This is a genomic window from Bartonella sp. AA9NXGY, assembly GCF_042196845.1.
In the GTDB taxonomy this organism is placed as follows: Bacteria; Pseudomonadota; Alphaproteobacteria; order Rhizobiales; family Rhizobiaceae; genus Bartonella.
In genome coordinates, this window is sequence record NZ_JBHIRB010000004.1 from 26,738 (window position 1) to 47,897 (window position 21,160).

A 21,160-nucleotide genomic window follows, 5' to 3' on the forward strand; every position below is an offset into this window, starting at 1 on the left:
TGCTTATTTTTTTATTGCTAGCGGATTATTTGCTTTCTAAATATTTCTTAACTGTTCTTGAGAGATTGAAGGAAAATTTTTGTCAAATGTGAATGAAAAAATAACAATGGATTTCAAGGGCATGTCATCGTCTTTCTAATAGGAAGTTTTTTCTAATGGGATTATTTGTCTCTTTTTTCACGAGCGCTTTGTGGAAATTTTTCAATTCCACTTTTGAAAGGTCATTGTTTTCTTAAGTTGGAAGCTTTTTATTTGGGTTCTCTTATTTTTTTGTTGTTGGGCGCTTTCCCAAGATATTTGATATACATCACGCTGTTAAGCATACTTTTATCCTTTATAGGAGATATATTGTCTTCTGTTGAGTGGCAGAGAGCGGCAAAAAGCAAACCTCCGCATTCTATTATAATAGCATAAGATGCCCTATATTTTCAAATAAAATATCGTTTATCGGCTTAAAATAAACTGTGAATGATCTCGCTATTTTGTTTGGTGTATCCTTTGTAAGTATCCTTTATAGAGTATAAGTTTTCCGTTTTAATGGATCTCATCATAAGACGAGGGGATGTCGTTTAAAGGACGGAATGCATTATCGAAAGAGGCTGTTTTTATAAGAAGAAAATGCCTTTATAAAAAGATGCTTTTATAAGAGATGCCTTGATGAATGTAGGGGCTATACAAATGTAGGGGCTGTGAGATATTTCATCTTTAATGAAGAATTTTTAAAATGAAGCCTTTTTGATTAAGAAGCTTTCAAATGAGGATTAAGGTTGTTTGTCGCACGTTTTTTATACTGGATAATCGATTGCTTGTTTGACTTTGTTTTGTGTTGTGTTGCTTTTTAAAGAGCCATGTCTTAGGGCTCTCTTTTGCCCATTTTTCAAGGGTGCTCATGAAGGGTATAACGATAAAGTCCCCAATGAAATCCATATAAAGTTTGAATAATATAAAATCTATTGCACACTTCCATTTTTACGCTTGTGAAGAAGAAAGTCTATAGCATCACACATTTTGCCAGTTCTCATTGTTGCGACAGCCCTTGGCATTTGAGGCGCTTCCTTAGAGGCATTTATCATCCTTTCTTAATGTTTTACTCTATACGGCTCTTTCTGCTTGTAACGCGCAAGAGACATGGTTTGGGTTGATTTAATATGGAATAGGTTTGGAATAAGACAATCCTACGGTATTTAGGGTTCTCATTTAATATGAAAAACAATAAATTGTTATAAATCAGCGTATTGTTTGTAAACTTTACACATCAGATATTTCTTAGATTGAATATTTTTGCTTGTTGAGTTTTGTGAAACATTGTCTTTTGAAGTGTGGGTAATAGATAAGAGGATACAATGGCATTTGTGCTTGTAAGGTTTAGGGATTGTATGTTGTCACGTATGAGAAATTTTAAAAATAGACTTAAAGGGGCTTATAGCGCGTGTTTCATGGTGAAAAGAGTGCTAGATAAACCGGTTTTGCTGGTTGCATGTTCTCAAAGAGTGAGTGGGCATGTTAGAAGTGAGAAAATATCCGTATGATCGAAGATAAATCACAACACCAATCTGCCCATAAGGGAAATACGGCTTTTGCGTCACAGCTCGTGTTAAATCAGTGTGCGGTTTTCAAAAAATGGACGGCTCTCTCAAGAAAAGATTACGTCATCATTTTGTGTTTGGCTATCCTCTTGTTGGTGCTTTTTGCCGCGACTGTCTATATGAATCCTTTGGAGTTTTTTCACGTTATATCCAAAGAACAGTTTCAAGCACTGGGACAAATGGAACAAGGAGATCTTCGAAAAATGATTAAGGAGATCTTGAAACAGCCTTTTGAAAATAATCCTGCAATCGTGTTTTTGCGTGACGCGGGATGGAATAGTGTTTGGGCTTTTTTATGTCTCTTGCCGCAAATGATTTTTGGTGTTCTTGTGGTGTTCTTTCCACTCTTTTTTGTCTTTAACGCTATCTCTAAACGGGAGGTGAAGGAAATGATGAAGCTGTGGGATACATTGCCAGAGCAGCAACAGCTAGACAACCAATTTCTCAACAGAACACAATAGGAAAATAAGTGGCTGCTTCTTTTATAAGTACTTTTGTAATTTTGACCACAGTATGGTGGAGTACTGTCATGTTTCTCGGGGAGATCATGATACTTTTTTCTACTCTGATGACAATCTTGGTACTTTATTATTCTTTGATAAAACGGACAATATTGTTGTGTGGGATGCGGCGGAAATTAAAAAAGGGTGCATTACAGAATTTGGGGCATAATCAGAAAGTCAGCATAGGACAAAATACAGTTTTTGCAACAGAGCTCAGCTCCCTTTCTTTTAAAGAATCTTTGGAACTTTCAAGAAAAGATTATTGTATCATCTTTTTTCTAGCTTTCATTGTGATTGTGGTTTTCGCAGTTTTGCTCGCTTTTTTTGCTTTTTTTCCAAAATCTGTGATTTTTTTACACAATTATATGCCTCTATTGTTTAAGGTTGGCGTTTTTGGCATGCAGCTGCTGTTTTGGTTTTGTGCGTGTATTGTTGTCGCTTTACCTGTCATTTTAATCTTCCATAGTCTCCTTCATTATGGCGTGAAAAAAACAATAAAGAAATTAGAAATGGTTGCTTGAGAAGAGAATAAAAATGATGATTTCACATCAATGCGATAGGGGAAACACGTGACTATTGTTATAAAATTTTTGGCTTTTTTAGGGTTCACCATCATTGCCATTGTAATGTTTATGGTTATGATCCGGCTTCCTTACCGGTTGATCAAACATATCAGGTTATCTTTTAAACTCTCTCAAGACTTGAAAAAGAGTACAACGCAAAAAAAGCAAGCCATACAACAATTGTGCAATGATCTGGGAGAAATAAAAAGACACAATCTCGCCCATAAGACCCTTGATGCGACAATGCGCTTTCTTAACTTCAAAGAATTTCTGCCTCTTTCTTCAAAAGAATGTAAAATAATCTTTTTTATCTTTATCCTCTTTACTGTTTTGCAATCTGCTTTCTTTGTCGCAAATTTGGTATGGTGGAAGAGCGATATGGTCGGCGTTATCATGCAGCTGTTGAGCATTCTATGGTTTGGGCTTCTTCTCTTTTTTCCGATCATTGGGATCATGTGTATAAAATTAACGAGAAAATTGAACAAAAAACTTCAACAATTGAAAGAAGCAATACAACAACGCGATCAGGCAATTCGTATGAAGAATGGGCGTGGAGGATAAAATGACCAGTAGTCTTATAACATTAATGGCCTTTTCTTTCCTGTTCTTTATGGTCTTAAATGTTTTATTGTGGGTGCCAATCGTTGTCATTTATTACCTGTTTATCAAGCGTGCGCGGTTGTATTGCCGCGTGAAAAAGGAACTGAAATGCGTGCTGAATGAACGCGATATCGCCTTAAAACAGATCTCTCAAAAATAAAAAACAGCTTTCTCTTGTTTGGCAAGACTATAAAAAAATATGCTATCTTTCTACGGTCATAGTGACAGCTCCAACGGTTATAACTGTTGTCGTTAAGATATGGAGAGGGCAGGACTTTGTTTCTTTTGTCGTATTCGAGCCATTGGCATGGATGTTTGCCTGTACTTTTTTATTCTTACCGATTGTTTTTATTATGCGCTTTATCGTGACACGTCAGTTGAACAAAATGATACGGCAATTAGAAGAAGAGGTTGAGCAGAAAGGAGCTCTCCCATCATATTATACGGTGTGAGTGAGGGGAAAAGTGAGTGAGGGGAAAAAGTGAAGAGAGGCTTTCGTTGAGCCTTGCTTTTGACTTGTTCATTAAGGAGCATGGGGTGCACTTCTCGTTTTATGCCTTTTTATATTTGTGTCGTGTTTTTTTAAAGAATTGAGGCTCTTGCTTGAGTTGGTGCTCTTGCTTGAGTGCGAGAGGAAAGTGAAGAGAGGCTTTCGTTGAGCCTTGCTTTTGACTTGTTCATTAAGGAGCATGGGGGACACTTCTCGTTTTATGCTTTTTTTATATTTGTGTCGTGTTTTGAGAAAAATTGAGGCTCTTGCTTGAGTTGAGGCTTTTGTTTGAGTGGGGCTTTTGCTTGAGTAGGATTCTTGCTTGAGTGCTGAGGGGAAAGTGAAGAGGGGCTGCTCTTGGGTTTCACTTGCTGTTTCTGTTCTCTTAAAGAGAGAAAATCTTGTAACTTATTTTCTTTTTATCAAGCATAAAAATGTGTTTTACCAAGCGATATTGAGAGCGAAAAATCTATACTTAAAGCAAAAGATATTCTGGTGTTTGGGGAAGAAGAGCCCATTTTCTTGCAGGTGGAGAGGTAAGACGCATAGAGAAGACGCGCCAAAAGCACACGTTTTGCTCCATAGAAAGTGTAACAGTGCTTTTAAAGAGCCTGGGGTAGAGGGGGAAATTGAAAGAAAAGAGGGACATCTATTTATTTACGAGACCGTGAAGGACAGTTTCTCTCTCTCTGGATGAAAAAGGTTTTGTGCAATTTGGTTATGGAATTGTGAGAGACGCTGGTATCCATGCGGCGGCTTGCCAAATGATTAATCCTTATCATTTTAGGGCTTTATCATTTTGGGGGGCCAGATTGACAACGAGGCATTGAGGCAAAGGGGTGGATTTTAAGGCAAAGAGATTGAAAATTTTTGAGGAAAAGGTAAGCGTAAGGCGTTTACGTCGTGCACTTGAGGAAGCTTGAGATAAGGGCAATGAATGAGGTTGATTTGGGACTGAGGTTGATCTTGTCTGCGTGCTTGGCTTTCAATAGAACACCCTTCCTTGGGAAAAGGGGTGTTTTGGGGCTTGTAAGCGCGCATGTATAAGCGCGTATAGGGCAAATGAATAAAATACGTAGAGGGGATTTATAGTACTTGCATTACTCTGAGAAGGGTGCTAAGCGAATTTACCGCGCTGGTGGCGTGCTATCAAATATTGAAGAGTGGGAATTTTAGAAGTGGGGGAGTATCCGTATGATCGAAGATAAATCACAACACCAATCTGCCCATAAGGGAGATAAGGCTTTTGTATCGCAGCCAGTGTTGGATCAATCGGCAACTTTCAAAAAATGGATGATGCTTTCAACAGGCGATTATATCATCATTTGTTGTTTGGCTATCCTCTTGTTGGTGCTTTTTTCCGCGTCTGCCTATATGAGCCCTTTGGAATTTTTTCACGTTATATCCAAGGAACAGTTCCAAGCACTGGGAAAAATGAAACAAGAAAGTTTTCAGGAAAGTCTTAAACACCCATTCCAAAATCCTATAATTCAGCATGTTCTTGATGCGGGGTGGAATAGTGTTTGGGCTTTTTTATGTCTCTTGCCGCAAATAATTTTTGGCGTTCTTTTTGGGTTGTTTCCGCTCTTTTTTGTCTTTAACGCCGTATTTAAACGGGATGTGAAGGAAATGATGCTACAATGGGAAAACTTACCAGAGCAGAAACAGCTAGACAACCAATCTCTTAACAGAAGACAATAGGGGGAAAAGTGAGCGCTTCTTTAATCATTGGAATGTTGATTGCCGTAGGGACGGTAATTTTTATTTGTTCTGCAATTTTTATGGTATTCCTTTCTACCGTGGTGACAATCGTTGCACTTTATTATTCTTTGATAAAACGGACAATCTTGTTATTGGTGACGCAGCGAAAATTAAAAAAGGGTGCAGCGCAGAATTTGAGGCATAATCAGGCAGAGGGTAGGGGACAGAATACAGTTCTTGCAACACAGTTGCGTGCCTTTTCTTTTCAAGAATCTTTGCTTCTCTCAAAAAAAGATTATTTTATGATCTTTTCTATCGCCTTCGTTATGGTTGCACTTAGCACAGGTGTTGTCGTTTTTTCAGCTTTTCTTCCAAAATCTGCGGTTTTTTTGCACAATTACGTGCCTATGATAGTGCTTCACATTATTGATTTTGTCATGCGACTGCTGTTTTGGGTCTGGACATGTATTGTTGTTTCTTTACCTGTCATTTTAATTCTCCATAGTCTCCTTCAGTATGGCGTGCAAGAAACAGTAAAGGAATTAGAAACATTTGCTTGAGAAGAAAATAAAAATGATGATTTCACATCAATGCGATAGGGAAAAAAAGGGAGCATTATGATGCAGCATTTGGCTTTTTTAGGGTTCATTATCATTGCCATTTTAATGGTTATGGTTATGGTTAGGCTTCCTTACCTGTTGATCAAATATATCAGGTTATCTTTTAAACTCGCTCAAGGCTTGAAAAAGAGTACGACGCAACAAAAGCAAGCCATACAACAATTGCGCAATGATCTGGGAGAAATGAAGAGACACAATCTCGCCCATAAGACCCTTGATGCGACAATGCGCTTTCTTAACTTCAAAGAATCTCTGCCTTTTTATTCAAAAGAATGTAAAATAATCCTTTTTATCCTTATTCTCTTTTCTGTTTTGCAATCTGCTTTCTCTATCGCAAATTTTGTATGGTGGAAAAATGATAGTGTTGCCTTTATCATGCAGCTGTTGAGCCTTATATGGTTAGGGGTTCTTCTCTTTTTTCCGATCATTGGGATCATGTGTATAAAATTAACGAGAAAATTGAACAAAATACTTCCACAATTGGAAGAAGCGATCCAACAACGCGATCAGGCAATGCGTATGCAGAATGTGGAAGGGGGACAAAATGACGAGTAGTCTTATAACATTAATAGCCATTTCTTTCCTGTGTTTTACGCTCTTAAATGTTTTAATATGGGCGCCAATCGTTGTCATTTACTACCTGTTTATCAAGCGTGCGAGGCTTTATTGTCGCGTGAAAAAGGAACTGAAATGCGTGCTGAATGAACGCGATATCGCCTTAAAACAGAACTCCCCAAAATAAAAAAGCAGCAGAATGTTTGATAAAAAGCAGCTTTCTCTTGTTTGGCAAGACTATAAAAAAATATTCTATCTTTCTACGGTCATGGCGACTGCTCCAATAGTTATAACTGTTGTCGTTAAGATATGGAGAGGGCAGGACTTTGTTTCTCTTGTCGTATTCGAGCCACTAGCATGGATGCTTGCCTGTACTTTTTTATTCTTACCGATTGTTTTTATTATGCGCTTTATCGTGACCCGTCAGTTGAACAAAATGATACGGCAATTAGAAGAAGAGGTTGAGCAGAAAAAAGCACCCGTCATATTATACGATGTGAGCGAGGGGAAAGTGAGCGAGGGGAAAATGAGCGAGGGGAAAAAGTGAAGAGAGGCTTTTGTTGAGCCTTGCTTTTGACTTGTTCATTAAGGAGCATGGGGTGCACTTCTCGTTTTATGCCTTTTTATATTTGTGTCGTGTTTTTTTAAAGAATTGAGGCTCTTGCTTGAGTTGGTGCTCTTGCTTGAGTGCTGAGAGGAAAGTGAAGAGGGCTTTTATTGAGCCTTGCCTTTGACTTGTTCATTAAGGAGCATGGGGGACACTTCTCGTTTTATGCCTTTTTATATTTGTGTCGTGTTTTGAAAAGAATTGAGGCTCTTGCTTGAGTAGGATTCTTGCTTGAGTGCTGAGGGGAAAGTGAAGAGGGGCTGCTCTTGGACTTTACTTGCTGTTTCTGTTCTCTTAAAGAGAGAAAATCTTGTAACTTATTTTCTTTTTATCAAGCATAAAAATGTGTTTTACCAAGCGATATTGAGAGCGAAAAATCTATACTTAAAGCAAAAGATATTCTGGTGTTTGGGGAAAAAAAGCCCATTTTCTTGCAGGTGGAGAGGCAAGACGCATAGAGAAGGTGAGCCAAAAGCACACGTTTTGCTCCATAGAAAGTGTAACAGTGCTTTTAAAGAGCTTGGGGTGGAGGGGGAAAATTGAAAGAAAAGAGGGACATCTATTTATTTACGAGACCGTTATTTATTTACGAGACCGTGAAGGACAGTTTCTCTCTCTGGATGAAAAAGGTTTTGTGCAATTTGGTTATGGAATTGTGAGAGGCGCTGGTATTCATGCGGCGGCTTGCCAAATGATTAATCCTTATCATTTTAGGGCTTTATCATTTTGGGGGGCCAGATTGACAACGAGGCATTGAGGCAAAGGGGTGGATTTTAAGGCAAAGGGATTGAAATTTCTTGAGGAAGAGGTAAGCGTAAGGCATTTATGCTGTGTACTTGAGGAAGTTTTTGATGAGGGCAATGAATGAGGTTGATCTGGGACTGAGGTTGATCTTGTCTGCGTGCTTGGGCTTTCAATATGGGGGCACCACCTTGGGGAAAGGAAATTGTTCTATCTCTCAAGTGGCTTCTTCTTTACTTGCACACCCTTGTGGTTTTGACATTGCTTGGTGATGTTAACATTTGGCAGCTTTCTCATAAAAGCTTTATGGAAGATGAAAGTTTGGGTTTTGAAAAAAATATCGAAAAAATCAATTTGGGCCGGTTTTGTTGATGATTTAAATCGTCATAAAGACAAAGCAACCTCGTTACGATTTTCTTGCACTCGTTTGCTTCTTCTTTGGAAAGCAGCTTATCTTCCTGAAAATAAAAAGAGCACTTAGAATTTTAGAGTCAGAGACCCAAATTTGTGCAATAGAAGAAGATATTTTTATGAAAATTTGATCGAGGAGAAAAGAGAAGCCTTAAGATAATAGGGGGTACACTGTGAGTGATGAAAACATGATGTTTGAAGTTGATGAAAAAAAAGCACCCCTGATATTGTCTTTATAAAAAATGAGGGATACAAGCGCTTGATATTGATGAACCCTCATTCATTGTGAGGACGAAAGCTTCGGTTCATGAAAATGGCTTAAAAATTGAGACAAATGAGGGGTAAAAAATGAGGGGCAATGGAAAAAATGCACCATTGGATGAAGAATTACGGTCTTTTTCGCTGGAAGAAGCGTTTCTGACACGCAAAAATTATAAAGTCATCTTTTGCATTGCTTTCATTGTGTCAGCTTTTATAATGGCATTCTTTATGTTTTTTAAGTGGGATTTGACAGGGTGGTGGAATTATATCCTGTTCATTTTAACATTAATATTGGTTTTTATATCAGCGCTTCTTTTTGTACTCATTCCTGTTGCCTTTGTGGTCGGTATCATCTTTACGCGTTTGTTGAAAAAAAAGATCGATAAGTTGGATCAAGAAATCTGGCAGAGAAGAAAAACGGCTTACCAACAAAACAGCGTGTGAAGGGAGGGCAGAAAATGAATACTGGTCTTTATATATTCTCATGCGTTGTAGGAGAGACCTTCTCTTCGTGCGATGTTTGAAGGTGATGAAAAAATGCACCCTTGATATTGTCTTTATAAAAGATGAGGGATACAAGCGTTTGATATTGATGAACCCTCATTCATTGTGAGGACGAAAGCTTCGGTTCATGAAAATGGCTTAGAAATTGAAACAAATGAGGGATAAAAAATGAGGGGCAATGAAAAAAATGTATCATTGGATGAAGAGTTACGGTCTTTTTCGCTGGAAGAAGCGTTTTTGACAAGCAAAAATTATAAAGTCATCTTTTGCATTGCTTTCATTGTGGCAGCTTTAAGAACGGCTCTTCTCTTCTTACTCGTGTGGCTTGAGTGGAAGTTGGCGGGGTGGGAAGGGAATGTCATAACAGTTCTCTTTTGCATCGTGCAGGTTATATTAGATTTAATTTTTGTACTCATTCCTGTTGCCTTTGTGGTCCGTATCATCTTTACGCGTTTGTTGAAAAAAAAGATCGATATGTTGGATCAAGAAATCTGGCAGCGAAGAAAAACCGCTTCTCAACAAAACAGCGCGTGAAGGGAGGGCAGAAAATGAATACTGGTCTTTATATATTCTTATGCGTTGTAGGAGCACTTCTCTTCGTGCGATGTTTGAAGGTGATGAAAAAAAATGCACCCTTGATATTGTCTTTATAAAAGATGAAGGATACAAGCGCTTGATATTGATGAACTCTCATTCATTGTGAGGACGAAAGCTTCGGTTCATGAAAATGGCTTGAAAATTGAAACAAATGAGGGATAAAAAATGAGGGGCAATGGAAAAAATTCACCATTGGATGAGGAATTACGGTCTTTTTCGCTTGAAGAAGCGTTTCTGACACGCAAAAATTATAAAGTCATTTTTTGTATTGCTTTCATTGTGGCAGCTTTAAGAATGGCTCTTCGCTTCGTACCCATGTTGCTTGGGTGGAAGTTGGCGGAGTGGGAAGGGGATGTCGTGGCAGCTCTCTCGTTAATTATGGAGCTTATATCATGGTTTATTTTTTTGTTCATCCCTGTTGCTTTTGTGGTTCGTATCATTTTCACGGTTCTGTTGAAAGAAAAGATCGATATGTTGGAGCAAGCAATCTGGAAGCGGAGAAAAACCGCTTCTCAACAAAACAGCGCATGAAGGGGCGGGGAAAATGATAGATATTAAAATAATGGATATTGTTGTTGTACTCTCGTGGGGTGTGGGCTTGACGCTTTTCACGCTGCTTTCTGCCGTGGTCATGATGTTTATTTGGGCATTGTATTACTCTACTTTCAAGCGGGTGAGGCTGTATTGCCAAGTGACAAAAGAATTAAGCCGCGTGCTTGAACAACCTGTCGTTTTTGAGCCGTCTAGTGGGGAAATGCCGATGATTAAGCCGTTATCTGAGGAAAAAGAGTTTTCTCTTTCTGATGAAGAAATCTTAACGATGGAAAGTGCAACGGCGCTTTTAAAGAGTTTGGGGTGGAAGGTGGAAATTGAAGGAAAAGGAGATCATTTGGCCACCTATTATTTACCAGATCGTGAAGTGCAGTTTCTTTATAATGCTGAGAAGGGGTATCCGCGATTTGATTGTGCAATTGCAGTGGTTTCTGGTATCCATGCGGCGGCTTGCCAAACGATAGACCCTTATAATTCTGGAGGCTTGGTTGCTCTTGAATTGAGTTTTGATGTGAAGGGGTTGGAAATTTTTGAAGAAAAGGTAAGCGTTGGATGTTTACGTCGTGCACTCGAGAAAGCTTTAGATGAGGCAATGACTGAGGTTGATCTTGGCAAGATGCTTCACTCTCAATATAGAATCCTGCCTTGGGAAAACAAAACTGTGGTCCCTCGGTTGGCTTCTTATTCCCTGCGTTATCTTGCGGCTCTGGCTTTGATGGGCGATGTTGAAACTTTACACTCTTATCAGAAAAGCTTTATGGAAGGTGAGAAGCTGGGCTTTGAAACAAGCATCGAAGAGGAGCATCTGGAACGCGCAATGGTGATTGCTCAGGCGGTAGAAAAGACAAAGCAACCCAGTTACGATTTGCTTCAACAGGCGGCAAAGGATTTTTCCATGGAGGTAGAGAGCTATGAATGTTTTAGAGCTACAGATCCCAATTTGTGCAATAGAAGAAGAGATTCTTATGAAAATTTGATCGAGGAAAAAAGAGAAGAATTAAGGCAACAGGGATATTTTGTTTACGAAAAGGACGCGATTTGTGAAGTTGATGGAAAAAACTATCGTCCTCATATTCTTTACATAAAGGATGGGGAGTTAGAATATATGGATGTAGAAATTAGGATTGATGAAAAAATTTATTGAGAAAAATAAAGAGTTTAGATAATTTAAAAAGAGCTTAAACCTAAAAATAATGCGTAAAAAGCGCGAAGCGTAAAAGCAGAGGGGAACAATGCAGGAGAAAAAAGCAACATTTGAAGAGTCTTTCTTTTCATTTAGAAAATTTATGGTGTCTTCAGTGGAAATGCGTAAAGGGGTGGGACGGTGTAAAATAATAGGGCACCGCTTTTTTATCATGTTTTGTACATGTCTTATCATGATGGCTTTAGAAGTTCCTGCGGGTGCAAAGTCTCTGGTACAGCCGTTGCAATGGACAAGATGGGAAGGAATTGGTTCTCTTATTTTTCTCTTACCAGTGTTGATATGGTTTTGTCTTCTCACACCCCTTCCTATTTTGTGGGGGATTTGTCGTTTTAAAGAACGTAAATTGGAAAAAATAAAGAAAAAACTAAAAGAAAAAATAAAGCAGCAAGAGATTAATCAATGAGGTTATACGCATGAGGGGTGAGATCGCGTTTTTTATTTTGTTTCTGCCAGTTGAATATTTTCTTCTAAATGCAGTTACAGTTTTTGCCATTTTTGTGAATATGATTATTGTGGCGCCTTATTATTCTTTAATCAAGCGTTTGAGGCTCTATTACAGAGTGAAAAAACAAAGAGGTTTGATGAAAGAACATCCACAGCGTTTTTGTTTCTTTGAAAAAAGCGGAAAAGGGAAAGAGAGAGTGCCGCAAAACTTAGCACTAGAAACAAAGATAAGTTCCTATTCGTTAAAAAAATGGCTCGCTTTTTCACGCAAAGATTATATCCTCCACGCATGCCTCTCTTTCATCATTATGTTTTTCAAAGCTTATGTCTATGTGATTTTCTCTAAAGGGATAGCTGCTAAGGTAGATGAGAGCAGATTTGAATATATTATCATTCTCTTGTTTTTCTGGTTTTTTTTATCGGTATGTATTTTTGCAACGATCCCTGTTGTTGTGATCCTTCGTGAAATTTTAACTCATCGATTGAAAAAGAAGATTCAGCAGTTGGAAGAAGTGACTGAAGCAACCCAATCAATCAATTTATAAAGGGAAGGGGATAAAATGCATTACGAAATAGCGGCATTTTGGACGGTGATTTTGATCATTCTGCTGGGGGGTGTTTTTGATTTTTTCTTAACAATACCCATTGTGGCACTGTATATTTCTTTTATCAAGCGTTTGATCTCGTATTACAAGGTTACCAAACAATTAAATGCAGCGCTGAAAAAGCGCATGTAGTGCTCGTGTCATGGGGGGCATAAGTTTTAGATCATGCCATTGCTTCATGACTTGGGAGGAGGGCATCGATTGTTTTTCTCATTTTACGCTGATCTCTGGGGGAAAAGGGCTGTTGGCAATGAATAGGCTGGTGACAAGCTTGTAATAGGCTTGTATAGGCTTTAATGGGGCGGTTTATCGGAAGTTTTGTTGTTTTCTGTGAATTTGCAAAATCGTAAAAACGTGAAACTGCAAAAAGGCGTGTGGTTGCTCAAGAGCCGTGATGGTTGTGGGGAGGATATGGGGAGAAAAGGTGCCAATGGAGGCGTAATGGTTGGATTGTGCAATGCGTCAAAATTGGAATGGGGTAATGGGGAATTGGGGTAATGGAGGGCGTTGGGGGAAAAGGGTTGATGGCAATGAATAGGCTGGTGACAAGCTTGTATAGGCTTTAATGGGGCGGTTTATCGGAAGTTTTGTTGTTTTCTGTAAATTTGCAAAATTGTAAAAACGTGGAACTGTAAAAAGGTGTGTGGTTGCTCAAGAGCCGTGATGGTTGTGAGAGGGGGATAAGCCCGTGTGAGAAGGGTTAGAAAAACGTTTGGTTTTGGAGCTGTTGATATAGGCATGCTGTTTAGAGGCGTAAGGGAGGGGGATTGTTCGTTCTCAAAGCCTATGATGTAAGGAGAGTATGGGCTATTCAAGAGGGTGTTCGGGTATGGATAGAGATTGAAGGGGCACTGCTTCTTTGCAAAGCAGAGGTATTGATCATAAGTTTTGTTTATTCATATGGTTTTTTATGGCATCCAGTACCTGTTGGCTTATCTCCTTATGGGTCAGCCATCGTAAACCTTTGGGCGTTGTTTTTTGTCCTAATTGAATGGGGATAAAATCAACCTTGTTTTTGCGCGCGCACTCGAGGATCATTTGATCATGCATGTTGGAACCAAAAATATGAAGAATACATGGCGGTTTAGGCAAAAGAGCCAACTGCTCAATTAATGCGCAAGAAAATGCATAGGCGGGCGAATGAATCCATAATATGCAATATTTTAGATCATGCCATTGCTTCACAGCTTCTAAAAATTGCGCCTTTGATGCCGCACAATCATAATCCAACGACACGCACAACTGTTTGTTGTGCAATGCCTCAAGCTGGACTTTATGGGAAAGAAAGCGTGCAGCAATAATCACTTCTTGCGGCTCTAGTAATTGATACAAAGGGGCTAGCATCCCTGTGCCCCCTACCACTAAATAACGATAGTGCGCATCCTTTTTTTTCATGCCCCCTCCCTTATTACTTTAAATCCCACCTCTTTGCTTTAAAAATGTGTACATTTCATCAGCAAGTCTTTCACAACGGGTTTGTACCTCTTCACTTATAACTTTCCAAGTACGACCTTCATCATCTGAGGAAAAATCTTCGTTGGAAGAGGCGATTTGACATTGGAGTGTATAACCATAAAGCGTGTGCACCACCGGCACTAAATGTTCACACGGTTGTGCGCATTTTTTGGCCGTACTCCCATGAGAGATAAGTCCAACAGGTTTATTTAAAAAGGCATTATAGCTCAAATTATCAAGAGCATTTTTTAAAACACCCGAATAAGATCCTTGATAAACAGGGCTTGCTAGAATAACGCCATCAGCCGCGGCAATGGTTTTGACAAACTCACGGACCGCAGCACTTGGATTAGCCTCTACCTGCTGATGATAATCGGGATCTGTCATCGGCAAGGGCTGTTCACGCAAATCAACCCAATGAAGTGATGCACCCCGCTTTATGAGGCAATCCGCTAAATAACTGGCTAAAGTTCTTGTTAAGGAAGGTTGACGCACAGACCCCAAAATAATTGCTATATTCAACAGGATTCTCCTTTATCTTTTCCCCACAAGCCTATAACGCAAGGCTTATAAAGAAGTGTGAGTAAAATGGCGCGTATCATTATGCTGTTTATAAAGAGCAATTGTGATGATATCGCATGATCATAGAATCAATCCATGCTAACAAGATTGTTGACAAAACAATACCTCAAATTTGCAAGGGAATGTTAGTGCTTTCATTAATATTAAAATGCTTGATCTCAAGAATTGCGGCTGTCTCTCTGTCTTAGAAGCGCTTTTATGAATATATTCTAAGCTATTGGCTTGCAAGAACTCTAATGAAAAATGGAATGTATCGTCATATTTTGAATGTTCATTGATCCTTTTTAATTGGAATAAGAAAGTTGTAAGATTTTCTCATTTCAAATGCTCTTATTGCGCGATCAATTTGCGCATCAATGGAAGTTGCTTTTTTCATGTCTTAAGTGGGCGGAAAACAATAGAGAAAAGAATAAAAATGCTTCTGTCTTTTCAAGGGATAAAGGCTATCGTAGAAGCTAGATAGGGCTGTTTGTAGGGGGCAGCGGTATGGCTGTTGTAGGGGCAGAGCGGTATGGCTGTTTGTAGGGGGGGTGCGGGTAAAGGCTGTTGTAGAGGCAGCGGTATGGCTGTTGTAGGGGCAGTGGTATGGCTGTTTGTAGGGGCAGAGCGGTATGGCTGTTTGTAGGGGGCAAGTGGGTATGGCTGTTTGTAGGGGCAGAGCGGTATGGCTGTTTGTAGGGGGCAGAGCGGTATGGCTGTTGTCGGGAGCCTTAGGGTAATGGGGGGGGCCGTGTTGAGGAACGAGTTATGGCATGGCTTGTTGCAAGGGGAGGATAAGGCTATTGTAGAGGCTGCAGGGGGCGTATATGAATGGTGCTGGATTACATTTTTTATTGAAATAATAGGGGTGATAGAGTTTATAGTAAGGGGATATATTCATGAGAGCGCTATTGTTATCCCTTTCATGGGGGATGTTCATGAAATGGGGGTGATGCGCGTTGGTTTGCAAGTGTTGAGAGATTTCTTTAAAACAAGCACGTGAATTGGCAAAAATATTGGCAACATGAATATGCAATACGAGTATTCTCTGAGGTATTCTGTTTGACCATAATGGATGCAATTGTGCTTGAGAGATTATGCGTGTCCTTATAAAAGTTAGGGACAAACAGTTGCATAAAAGGGAAGAGCAAATGAAGGGGGAAAATTCCACATTTTATAACAAACGGTGCTCTCTTTTTTTTGGAAAATCATTTCGTTCTTATAAAGATCATATGATTATTTGTCTTATTTCTATCCTTGTTGGGATAGGTTATAAAGCTCTTTTGATTCCATTAGAAGCCAAGTGGCCGTTGAGTGTATCACAGGATAGCACTCTTTTGGCGCTCTTTGTGCTGCGTGAAGTCATCATGGTTGTTGTTGTTGCCTTGATGCCTGTTTTATTGGTGCTTTATCTCATCTTAATGTATTTGTTGAAAAAAAAGATTCAGCAGTTAGAAGAGGCTATCCAGCAACGGGGTCACACAATCGATCAACAAAATAATCCAGTAAAAAACAATAGAGAAAAAATAATCTGTTTTTTTATCGTATACTTTTGGTTGATATTTCTGCTAAACGTCTTTTTTCCTGCGGGTGTTGTCATGCTCATTTTAGAATTTTATTATTTTGTTTTCAAGCGCGTGAGAACGTATCGTAAAGTGAGACGGGCATTAAAACGCGTAAGATAAAGAGAGTGACAAGGCGCTTTTGTAGCTATCGTGAGGGGTAAGAGGCAATGTTTAGAAGCTCTCGTGACACAAGAAGAGGGGATGGTTGGAAAATCATCAGGCAAAGAAGAGAGTCTATTTTCGTTTGTAATGAGGAGGATGCTCTTAATCATTGGGAAGAGCAACCACGCTTTTAGAAAATTGGGGTTTTTTGTTGAAAACAAGGGAAGCGCCATGCATCGCACTTTTCGTGGTTCTTAAAAGAGCGGGCATGAGATAAAGAAATGCGTTTTTCATAAAAAAAGGAAGAGCAATGAAGGGGAAAAAGTCAGAATTTTATTCAGCATTTTATAATGAACTACGCTATTTTTTTGGGAAAGATTATTTTTCTGTGCGAGAGCATGTTGTCATTTGGTTCCTCTCGCTCATTATTGAGTTGTGCAACAGGATTTTCTTTCTCTCATCTTTGGGTAGCCAAGAGAACTTGACAGGGTGGTGGGATACACCTCTTTTTCTCTCTCTGTATGCGTTTTGGAAAGTTATTACAGTGTGTGTTTGGGTCTTGTTTCCAGTTCTGTACATACTCTTCATAACATTGTGGCTTTTGTTGAGAAAAAATACTCAAAAATTGAAAGAAATAAACCAGCAACGGGGTAAAATAACCGATCAAAAGGATTGGTATAAAAAAGGCGATAGAGAAAAATGGAGTGATATTCTTGTTACAATATTCGGTCTCGTGCTTATGTGCGTGACATTGGTGGTTGCTTGTATTCCTATGATGATTTTACAACTTTATTATGGTGTCTTTAAGCAGGTGAGAACGTATCGCTGTTTAAGAAAAGAACTGAAAAACGTCTTGCAAGAACAGGATACAGCGCTTGAGAAGTCATGAGAGGGAAAAATAATGAAGAAATTATGAGAGATTCAGCCTTTATAGGGATTGCTCTCTATACCATTTTGCCTTTGATATGTTTTGGTGTTTTTTATGGGGTGTCCGTAAACATTGCTTTAAAGGAGCAGTGTTGGGTGGCATTGAGTGGAAGAAAAGCCGATTATGGATCAGTGTTGATTAAAGGGAATAAGAGCCCATGGGGTTTAGAGCCTAGAGTGAGCGCTTGGGACTTACTTTATCGTTTGAGGCGTGAGGAAGGAACGGTTTTGCTCGTAGGGGCGCGCGGTATATGGGTTGTTTTCGTATTTTTATGAGCCTTGTTCATTCAAGCTTTGAAATGAATCCTATTGAAGTGGGGATGCAGGGTCATTTTCTTGAAAATAGGAGAATTTTTAGGAAGAAAAAGCTGAATTGTGACTATTGTTTATAGATTGGTACGGTTTGAAAATCTTTATTGTTTGCAATGTGAGGAAGGTAAGAGGGTAGCAAGGTAGCAGGAATATTATAGTTTTTATTATGACGTAAGCCATAACGACCTGTGTACTTTTCTTGATTTCGGTGATATTTGGGTTTTGCATCATCATAATGCGTAAATTGGAAAAAAAGATCCAGAAACGAGAAGAGGCAATCTCTGTGTGATAGCAAATAAGCTCTCTGTCACACGGGGTCTTTTCAAAGAGTGAGAGGGGAATACATGAAGGAGCAAAATTGGGCATCAGAGCAAGAAACGCATAAAGGAGCGCATTCTTTTTCGCTCCAGCACGTGTTGCTCTCAGCAAAGGATTATAAAATTATCTTTGCTATTGCGGTTCTCATTGTCATGTGGAGAATGGTTCTAGAAATACCAGGTGTATTAAATTGGCAGCTGACAGGGTGGCAATATGTTGTGCATGCCGTTCTCTTTAAAACAACGGTCGCCATAACGGTCTGTGTCATTATTTTTATTCCGGTTATGTTACGGCTTCGCACCAAAGTGACGGGTGAGTTGCAAAAAAATATTCAGAAACTAGAAGAAGCAATCTCGGTGCGAGAGCACATAAGCTCTCTGTCGCACGGGTTGTGTAAATAGTGAGGGGGGAACATGAACTTTGATCCTATAGCCGTATTTCTATTAGATCCCGAGTTCTGGGTATTTATTGTTATTTGCATGATCATTATCATGCTTGTTTTAGCTCTTTATACCTCTGTCTTTAAACGGATGAAAATGAATTTCCAAGTGAAAGGCGAGCTGGAAAGAGTGCTTCAAGAAAATGATCTTGCAACGCAGCAGTTTTGGAAAGATGAAGCCGTGCTGCAGGAGAGGCGTTTGCAACTAAAGGAAAAGGAAAAAGAACCCTTTGTCGGTTATGATGATGATGAAATTCTCACGATAGAAAGTGCAACAGCGCTTTTAAAAAGCTTGGGGTGGTCTGTGGACATCGAGGGAAAAGGAGATTATTTGGCAACCCTCTTTTTACCCGATCGTGAAGTGCAGTTTCTTTATAACGAAAAACACGTGGAAGAATTTTCCCCGTTTGATCGCGGGCTTTTAATTATGAGCGGTATTTTTGCGGCGGCTTGTCAGACGATTAATCCGCATAATTCTGGGATTTTGCCAACAGTATTTATAAATTTTGTGTCCAATGGATTGGAAATTTTTGAAGAAAAAGTGAGCGTCCAGCTTTTAAAGAAAGCACTCGATACAACTTTAAAATGGACAATGGAAGATGATTCTTTGCTTGAAATGTTTCGCTCTCAATATGGTATTCCCCCTTGGGAAAAAGACTCTTTATCTTGGGCACCGGATGCTGACGTAGAGTTTGCACCTTATGCTTTGCTGCATCTTGCTGCTCTTGCTTTGCTGGGCGATGTTGAGACTTTAGCTTCTTATGACGAAAGTTTTACGGCAGGGGAGAAGCTTGGCTTTGATGAAACCATTGAAAAAGTTCATTTGGAACGCGCGATGGTGATTGCTCAAGAAGTGAAAAAGGAAGGAAAGTTCAGTTACGATCTACTGGAACGGGTTGCTGAGAAGTGGTCTATAGCCATGGACTATCAGTTTTTCAGAGTGAGACCCCCTGATACGTGTAATCAAAAACGAGATTTTCATAAAAAAATAGTCGAGGAGAAAAAACAAGAATTAAGGGAACAAGGATATATTGTGAGTGATGTACCATGCGTCTTTGCAGCAGAAGGGGTAAAACATTCTCCTGATATTACTTATATTAAAGATGGTAAAATCGCATTTATGGATATAAAAATTGATTAGTTTATTCTCCTGTTGAAGAAAAGCACTTTTATTTAAAAGATGTGAAAGCGCCATGATTGAGACGCTTTCACACCTTTCTTACCAGAGCAAAATAAAGGGCTCGAAAAATCAAGAATAATAGCCAAGATTTTAAAAAATAGACTGGAAATGGCTTGATCCTCAAGAATAGGGGAAAAAATCAATTATAAATTCTACTCTCTTCTTTAAGATGGTTTTGTTGTTTTGTTAGAAAATTCTCATAAATCATTGCTTATTCAAGCGCCTTATTTAAGCGGTATGAGGGGAAGGTCCATTGACTAAAGGCGCTATGGGGAAGCTCTATTGACTAAAGTGCTATGGGAGGGAAGCTAGGGGGTAGAGCCGAGGGTAGAGCCTTTGTCATTTGAGGTGAGAGGAAGGCAAAAAATGGCATTTTTGAGCAGTGTTAAGCTCTTTTGCCTTTGAGGTGTTTTTTGTCTTTCTAAGAAGTCCTTGCCAATGAAGCAGCGCTTGTTAAGCTTCAACAGTGTTTCAGTATGGTGATATTGATATAAAAAGTTATGGTGTTTTTGTGTTTTTCAGTCTGTTTCATGGAGATCTGGAAGCCAATTCGATGACGTAGGGGATGCATGGTCATTTTCTTGAAAACAGAAGAATTTTTGGGAAGAACAAGAAGATTGCGGACCCTTATTTACTAAAGTGCTATGGGAGCGAAGCTAGGGAGTTAGAGCCTTTGTCATTTGAGATGTGAGACAAGTAAAAATGGCACTTTTGAAGGCGATGATATTTGGCCAATAAAAATAAAAACACAATAAAAACTAAACTAAAACAAAGGAAAAATTAAACTAAAAAAGGCCCTATTTTATAAAGGGCCTTTTTATTTAAATTTTACAATATATACAAAATGTATATAACCTTACTTTAAGAACTTTTTGTATCTTATATTCTAGTAGCAACAAGTTGTACGAAATATATAATAAGTGATCCTAAAAAACCAGCTAGTGCATTCAATAAATTTTCTGCTTTATCGTATATATCGTCGATTGATGCTTGTTCTGATGCGCTTCTATTACTGACTCTCAGTATATTCAATGTATCCGATGTGTCCCTTACTTGTTTAACAAAATGTAAATTTGTTTTATCAATAGTATAAGGAGCAACAATAGGAGAGGGTTGTTTATTGACTATACGATCAGATTTTTGAATCGCGAGAGCTAAACCACTTGTAATAGCCCCAGCTATGAAAAAATATCTGATATTCATAGTTTTTCTCCTATATTTATTTCGATAAATAAATATCGATACGTATCATATATAAATTCGATTTAAATAACTATAGTAAAAATACAACAATCACAAAAAAGAATAAACTTTGTCTATATTTTGACAAAATTTACTCTTAATTGCCTTAATGAATTCTTTCAGATTCGATTTTATGAAGGCGTAAAAAAGTTTGAAAGCTCTGTAGGCAAGTGGAATCCCATAAGGTGGGTGATACAATGGTTGCTAGCAAACTTCTTTTTGTGCCTTTGACCAAGGATTCATAAAAATGAGGGTTCATAAAAATGAGATGCGATGAAAATTGAGTAAAACCCTTGAAGGGAAGGATTCACTCTATTGAAGGCGGAGTGCATCTTTTCCATGGATTGGATACTGCCTTATGAGGGTTGAGGCGGTCTCCGTTGAGGGGAAGGATGCACTCTTTTTGAGGGCTAGAGTGCATCCTCTTATAGATTGGATACTGCCTTTATGAGGGTTGAGGCGGTCTCCGTTGAGGGGAAGGATGCACTCTTTTTGAGGGCTAGAGTGCATCCTCT

General features: G+C 38.9%; 25 protein-coding genes. 22 read left to right on the forward strand and 3 right to left on the reverse strand.

Annotated elements, in window-relative coordinates; genetic code table 11:
• The first annotated feature begins 1,525 nt into the window (after positions 1–1,525).
• The 16 genes from ACFIM6_RS03125 (at position 1,526) to ACFIM6_RS03200 (ending at position 12,484) form a co-directional block, all read left to right on the forward strand.
• Positions 1,526–2,047, forward strand: a complete 522-nt coding sequence (locus ACFIM6_RS03125) for a hypothetical protein (RefSeq protein ID WP_375611609.1) — start codon at positions 1,526–1,528, stop codon at positions 2,045–2,047.
• An 8-nt stretch (positions 2,048–2,055) separates the two neighbouring features.
• Positions 2,056–2,610 carry a hypothetical protein gene (locus tag ACFIM6_RS03130; protein WP_375611610.1) on the forward strand — a complete coding sequence of 185 codons (555 nt, stop codon included), beginning with the start codon at positions 2,056–2,058 and terminating at the stop codon, positions 2,608–2,610.
• Positions 2,611–2,658: 48 nt separating this feature from the next.
• On the forward strand, positions 2,659–3,213 hold the full coding sequence (locus ACFIM6_RS03135; RefSeq protein WP_375611611.1) for a hypothetical protein: 555 nt from the start codon (positions 2,659–2,661) through the stop codon (positions 3,211–3,213).
• A gap of 260 nt (positions 3,214–3,473) precedes the next feature.
• Positions 3,474–3,704 carry a hypothetical protein gene (locus ACFIM6_RS03140; RefSeq protein ID WP_375611612.1) on the forward strand — a complete coding sequence of 77 codons (231 nt, stop codon included), beginning with the start codon at positions 3,474–3,476 and terminating at the stop codon, positions 3,702–3,704.
• Between the two features lie 1,232 nt (positions 3,705–4,936).
• The gene (locus tag ACFIM6_RS03145; RefSeq protein WP_375611613.1) at positions 4,937–5,443 is read left to right on the forward strand and encodes a hypothetical protein; all 507 of its coding nucleotides are present in this window, start codon (positions 4,937–4,939) and stop codon (positions 5,441–5,443) included.
• Between the two features lie 8 nt (positions 5,444–5,451).
• The gene (locus ACFIM6_RS03150; RefSeq protein WP_375611614.1) at positions 5,452–6,003 is read left to right on the forward strand and encodes a hypothetical protein; all 552 of its coding nucleotides are present in this window, start codon (positions 5,452–5,454) and stop codon (positions 6,001–6,003) included.
• Between the two features lie 57 nt (positions 6,004–6,060).
• Entirely contained in the window at positions 6,061–6,618 is a 558-nt protein-coding gene (locus ACFIM6_RS03155; protein ID WP_375611615.1) for a hypothetical protein, read from the forward strand.
• A gap of 199 nt (positions 6,619–6,817) precedes the next feature.
• Positions 6,818–7,165 carry a hypothetical protein gene (locus ACFIM6_RS03160; protein ID WP_375611616.1) on the forward strand — a complete coding sequence of 116 codons (348 nt, stop codon included), beginning with the start codon at positions 6,818–6,820 and terminating at the stop codon, positions 7,163–7,165.
• A 565-nt stretch (positions 7,166–7,730) separates the two neighbouring features.
• Positions 7,731–7,982 (forward strand): hypothetical protein, encoded by a 252-nt coding sequence (locus ACFIM6_RS03165; RefSeq protein WP_375611617.1) that lies wholly within the window; start codon positions 7,731–7,733, stop codon positions 7,980–7,982.
• Between the two features lie 161 nt (positions 7,983–8,143).
• A complete protein-coding gene (locus tag ACFIM6_RS03170; protein ID WP_375611618.1) occupies positions 8,144–8,338 on the forward strand; it encodes a hypothetical protein in 195 nt (64 codons plus the stop codon).
• A gap of 387 nt (positions 8,339–8,725) precedes the next feature.
• A complete protein-coding gene (locus ACFIM6_RS03175) occupies positions 8,726–9,082 on the forward strand; it encodes a hypothetical protein (RefSeq protein WP_375611619.1) in 357 nt (118 codons plus the stop codon).
• A gap of 228 nt (positions 9,083–9,310) precedes the next feature.
• Complete coding sequence (locus ACFIM6_RS03180) at positions 9,311–9,676, forward strand: hypothetical protein (protein WP_375611620.1); 366 nt, start codon at positions 9,311–9,313, stop codon at positions 9,674–9,676.
• A gap of 228 nt (positions 9,677–9,904) precedes the next feature.
• Complete coding sequence (locus ACFIM6_RS03185) at positions 9,905–10,270, forward strand: hypothetical protein (RefSeq protein WP_375611621.1); 366 nt, start codon at positions 9,905–9,907, stop codon at positions 10,268–10,270.
• Between the two features lie 13 nt (positions 10,271–10,283).
• Entirely contained in the window at positions 10,284–11,435 is a 1,152-nt protein-coding gene (locus ACFIM6_RS03190) for a DUF6990 domain-containing protein (protein ID WP_375611622.1), read from the forward strand.
• 88 nt (positions 11,436–11,523) lie between these two features.
• Positions 11,524–11,898, forward strand: a complete 375-nt coding sequence (locus tag ACFIM6_RS03195) for a hypothetical protein (protein WP_375611623.1) — start codon at positions 11,524–11,526, stop codon at positions 11,896–11,898.
• Between the two features lie 10 nt (positions 11,899–11,908).
• Positions 11,909–12,484, forward strand: coding sequence for a hypothetical protein (locus tag ACFIM6_RS03200; protein ID WP_375611624.1), 576 nt, complete (start codon positions 11,909–11,911; stop codon positions 12,482–12,484).
• Positions 12,485–13,423: 939 nt separating this feature from the next.
• Here the strand turns inward: ACFIM6_RS03200 and ACFIM6_RS03205 are convergent.
• Together ACFIM6_RS03205 and ACFIM6_RS03210 are read right to left on the reverse strand one after the other, a co-directional pair.
• The gene (locus tag ACFIM6_RS03205; RefSeq protein WP_375611625.1) at positions 13,424–13,939 is read right to left on the reverse strand and encodes a short-chain dehydrogenase; all 516 of its coding nucleotides are present in this window, start codon (positions 13,937–13,939) and stop codon (positions 13,424–13,426) included.
• 18 nt (positions 13,940–13,957) lie between these two features.
• The gene (locus ACFIM6_RS03210) at positions 13,958–14,521 is read right to left on the reverse strand and encodes an NADPH-dependent FMN reductase (protein ID WP_375611626.1); all 564 of its coding nucleotides are present in this window, start codon (positions 14,519–14,521) and stop codon (positions 13,958–13,960) included.
• A gap of 724 nt (positions 14,522–15,245) precedes the next feature.
• Between ACFIM6_RS03210 and ACFIM6_RS03215 the strand changes: the two genes are divergently transcribed.
• The 6 genes from ACFIM6_RS03215 (at position 15,246) to ACFIM6_RS03240 (ending at position 19,364) form a co-directional block, all read left to right on the forward strand.
• Entirely contained in the window at positions 15,246–15,563 is a 318-nt protein-coding gene (locus ACFIM6_RS03215) for a hypothetical protein (protein WP_375611627.1), read from the forward strand.
• Between the two features lie 148 nt (positions 15,564–15,711).
• Positions 15,712–16,245: a hypothetical protein gene (locus ACFIM6_RS03220; RefSeq protein WP_375611628.1), complete on the forward strand. Its 534-nt coding sequence runs from the start codon at positions 15,712–15,714 to the stop codon at positions 16,243–16,245.
• Between the two features lie 292 nt (positions 16,246–16,537).
• Complete coding sequence (locus tag ACFIM6_RS03225) at positions 16,538–17,116, forward strand: hypothetical protein (RefSeq protein WP_375611629.1); 579 nt, start codon at positions 16,538–16,540, stop codon at positions 17,114–17,116.
• Between the two features lie 23 nt (positions 17,117–17,139).
• Positions 17,140–17,430 (forward strand): hypothetical protein, encoded by a 291-nt coding sequence (locus ACFIM6_RS03230; RefSeq protein ID WP_375611630.1) that lies wholly within the window; start codon positions 17,140–17,142, stop codon positions 17,428–17,430.
• 380 nt (positions 17,431–17,810) lie between these two features.
• The gene (locus ACFIM6_RS03235; protein ID WP_375611631.1) at positions 17,811–18,185 is read left to right on the forward strand and encodes a hypothetical protein; all 375 of its coding nucleotides are present in this window, start codon (positions 17,811–17,813) and stop codon (positions 18,183–18,185) included.
• 12 nt (positions 18,186–18,197) lie between these two features.
• The gene (locus tag ACFIM6_RS03240) at positions 18,198–19,364 is read left to right on the forward strand and encodes a DUF6990 domain-containing protein (RefSeq protein ID WP_375611632.1); all 1,167 of its coding nucleotides are present in this window, start codon (positions 18,198–18,200) and stop codon (positions 19,362–19,364) included.
• A gap of 918 nt (positions 19,365–20,282) precedes the next feature.
• Here the strand turns inward: ACFIM6_RS03240 and ACFIM6_RS03245 are convergent.
• Positions 20,283–20,606 carry a hypothetical protein gene (locus tag ACFIM6_RS03245; protein ID WP_375611633.1) on the reverse strand — a complete coding sequence of 108 codons (324 nt, stop codon included), beginning with the start codon at positions 20,604–20,606 and terminating at the stop codon, positions 20,283–20,285.
• Positions 20,607–21,160: the final 554 nt, after the last annotated feature.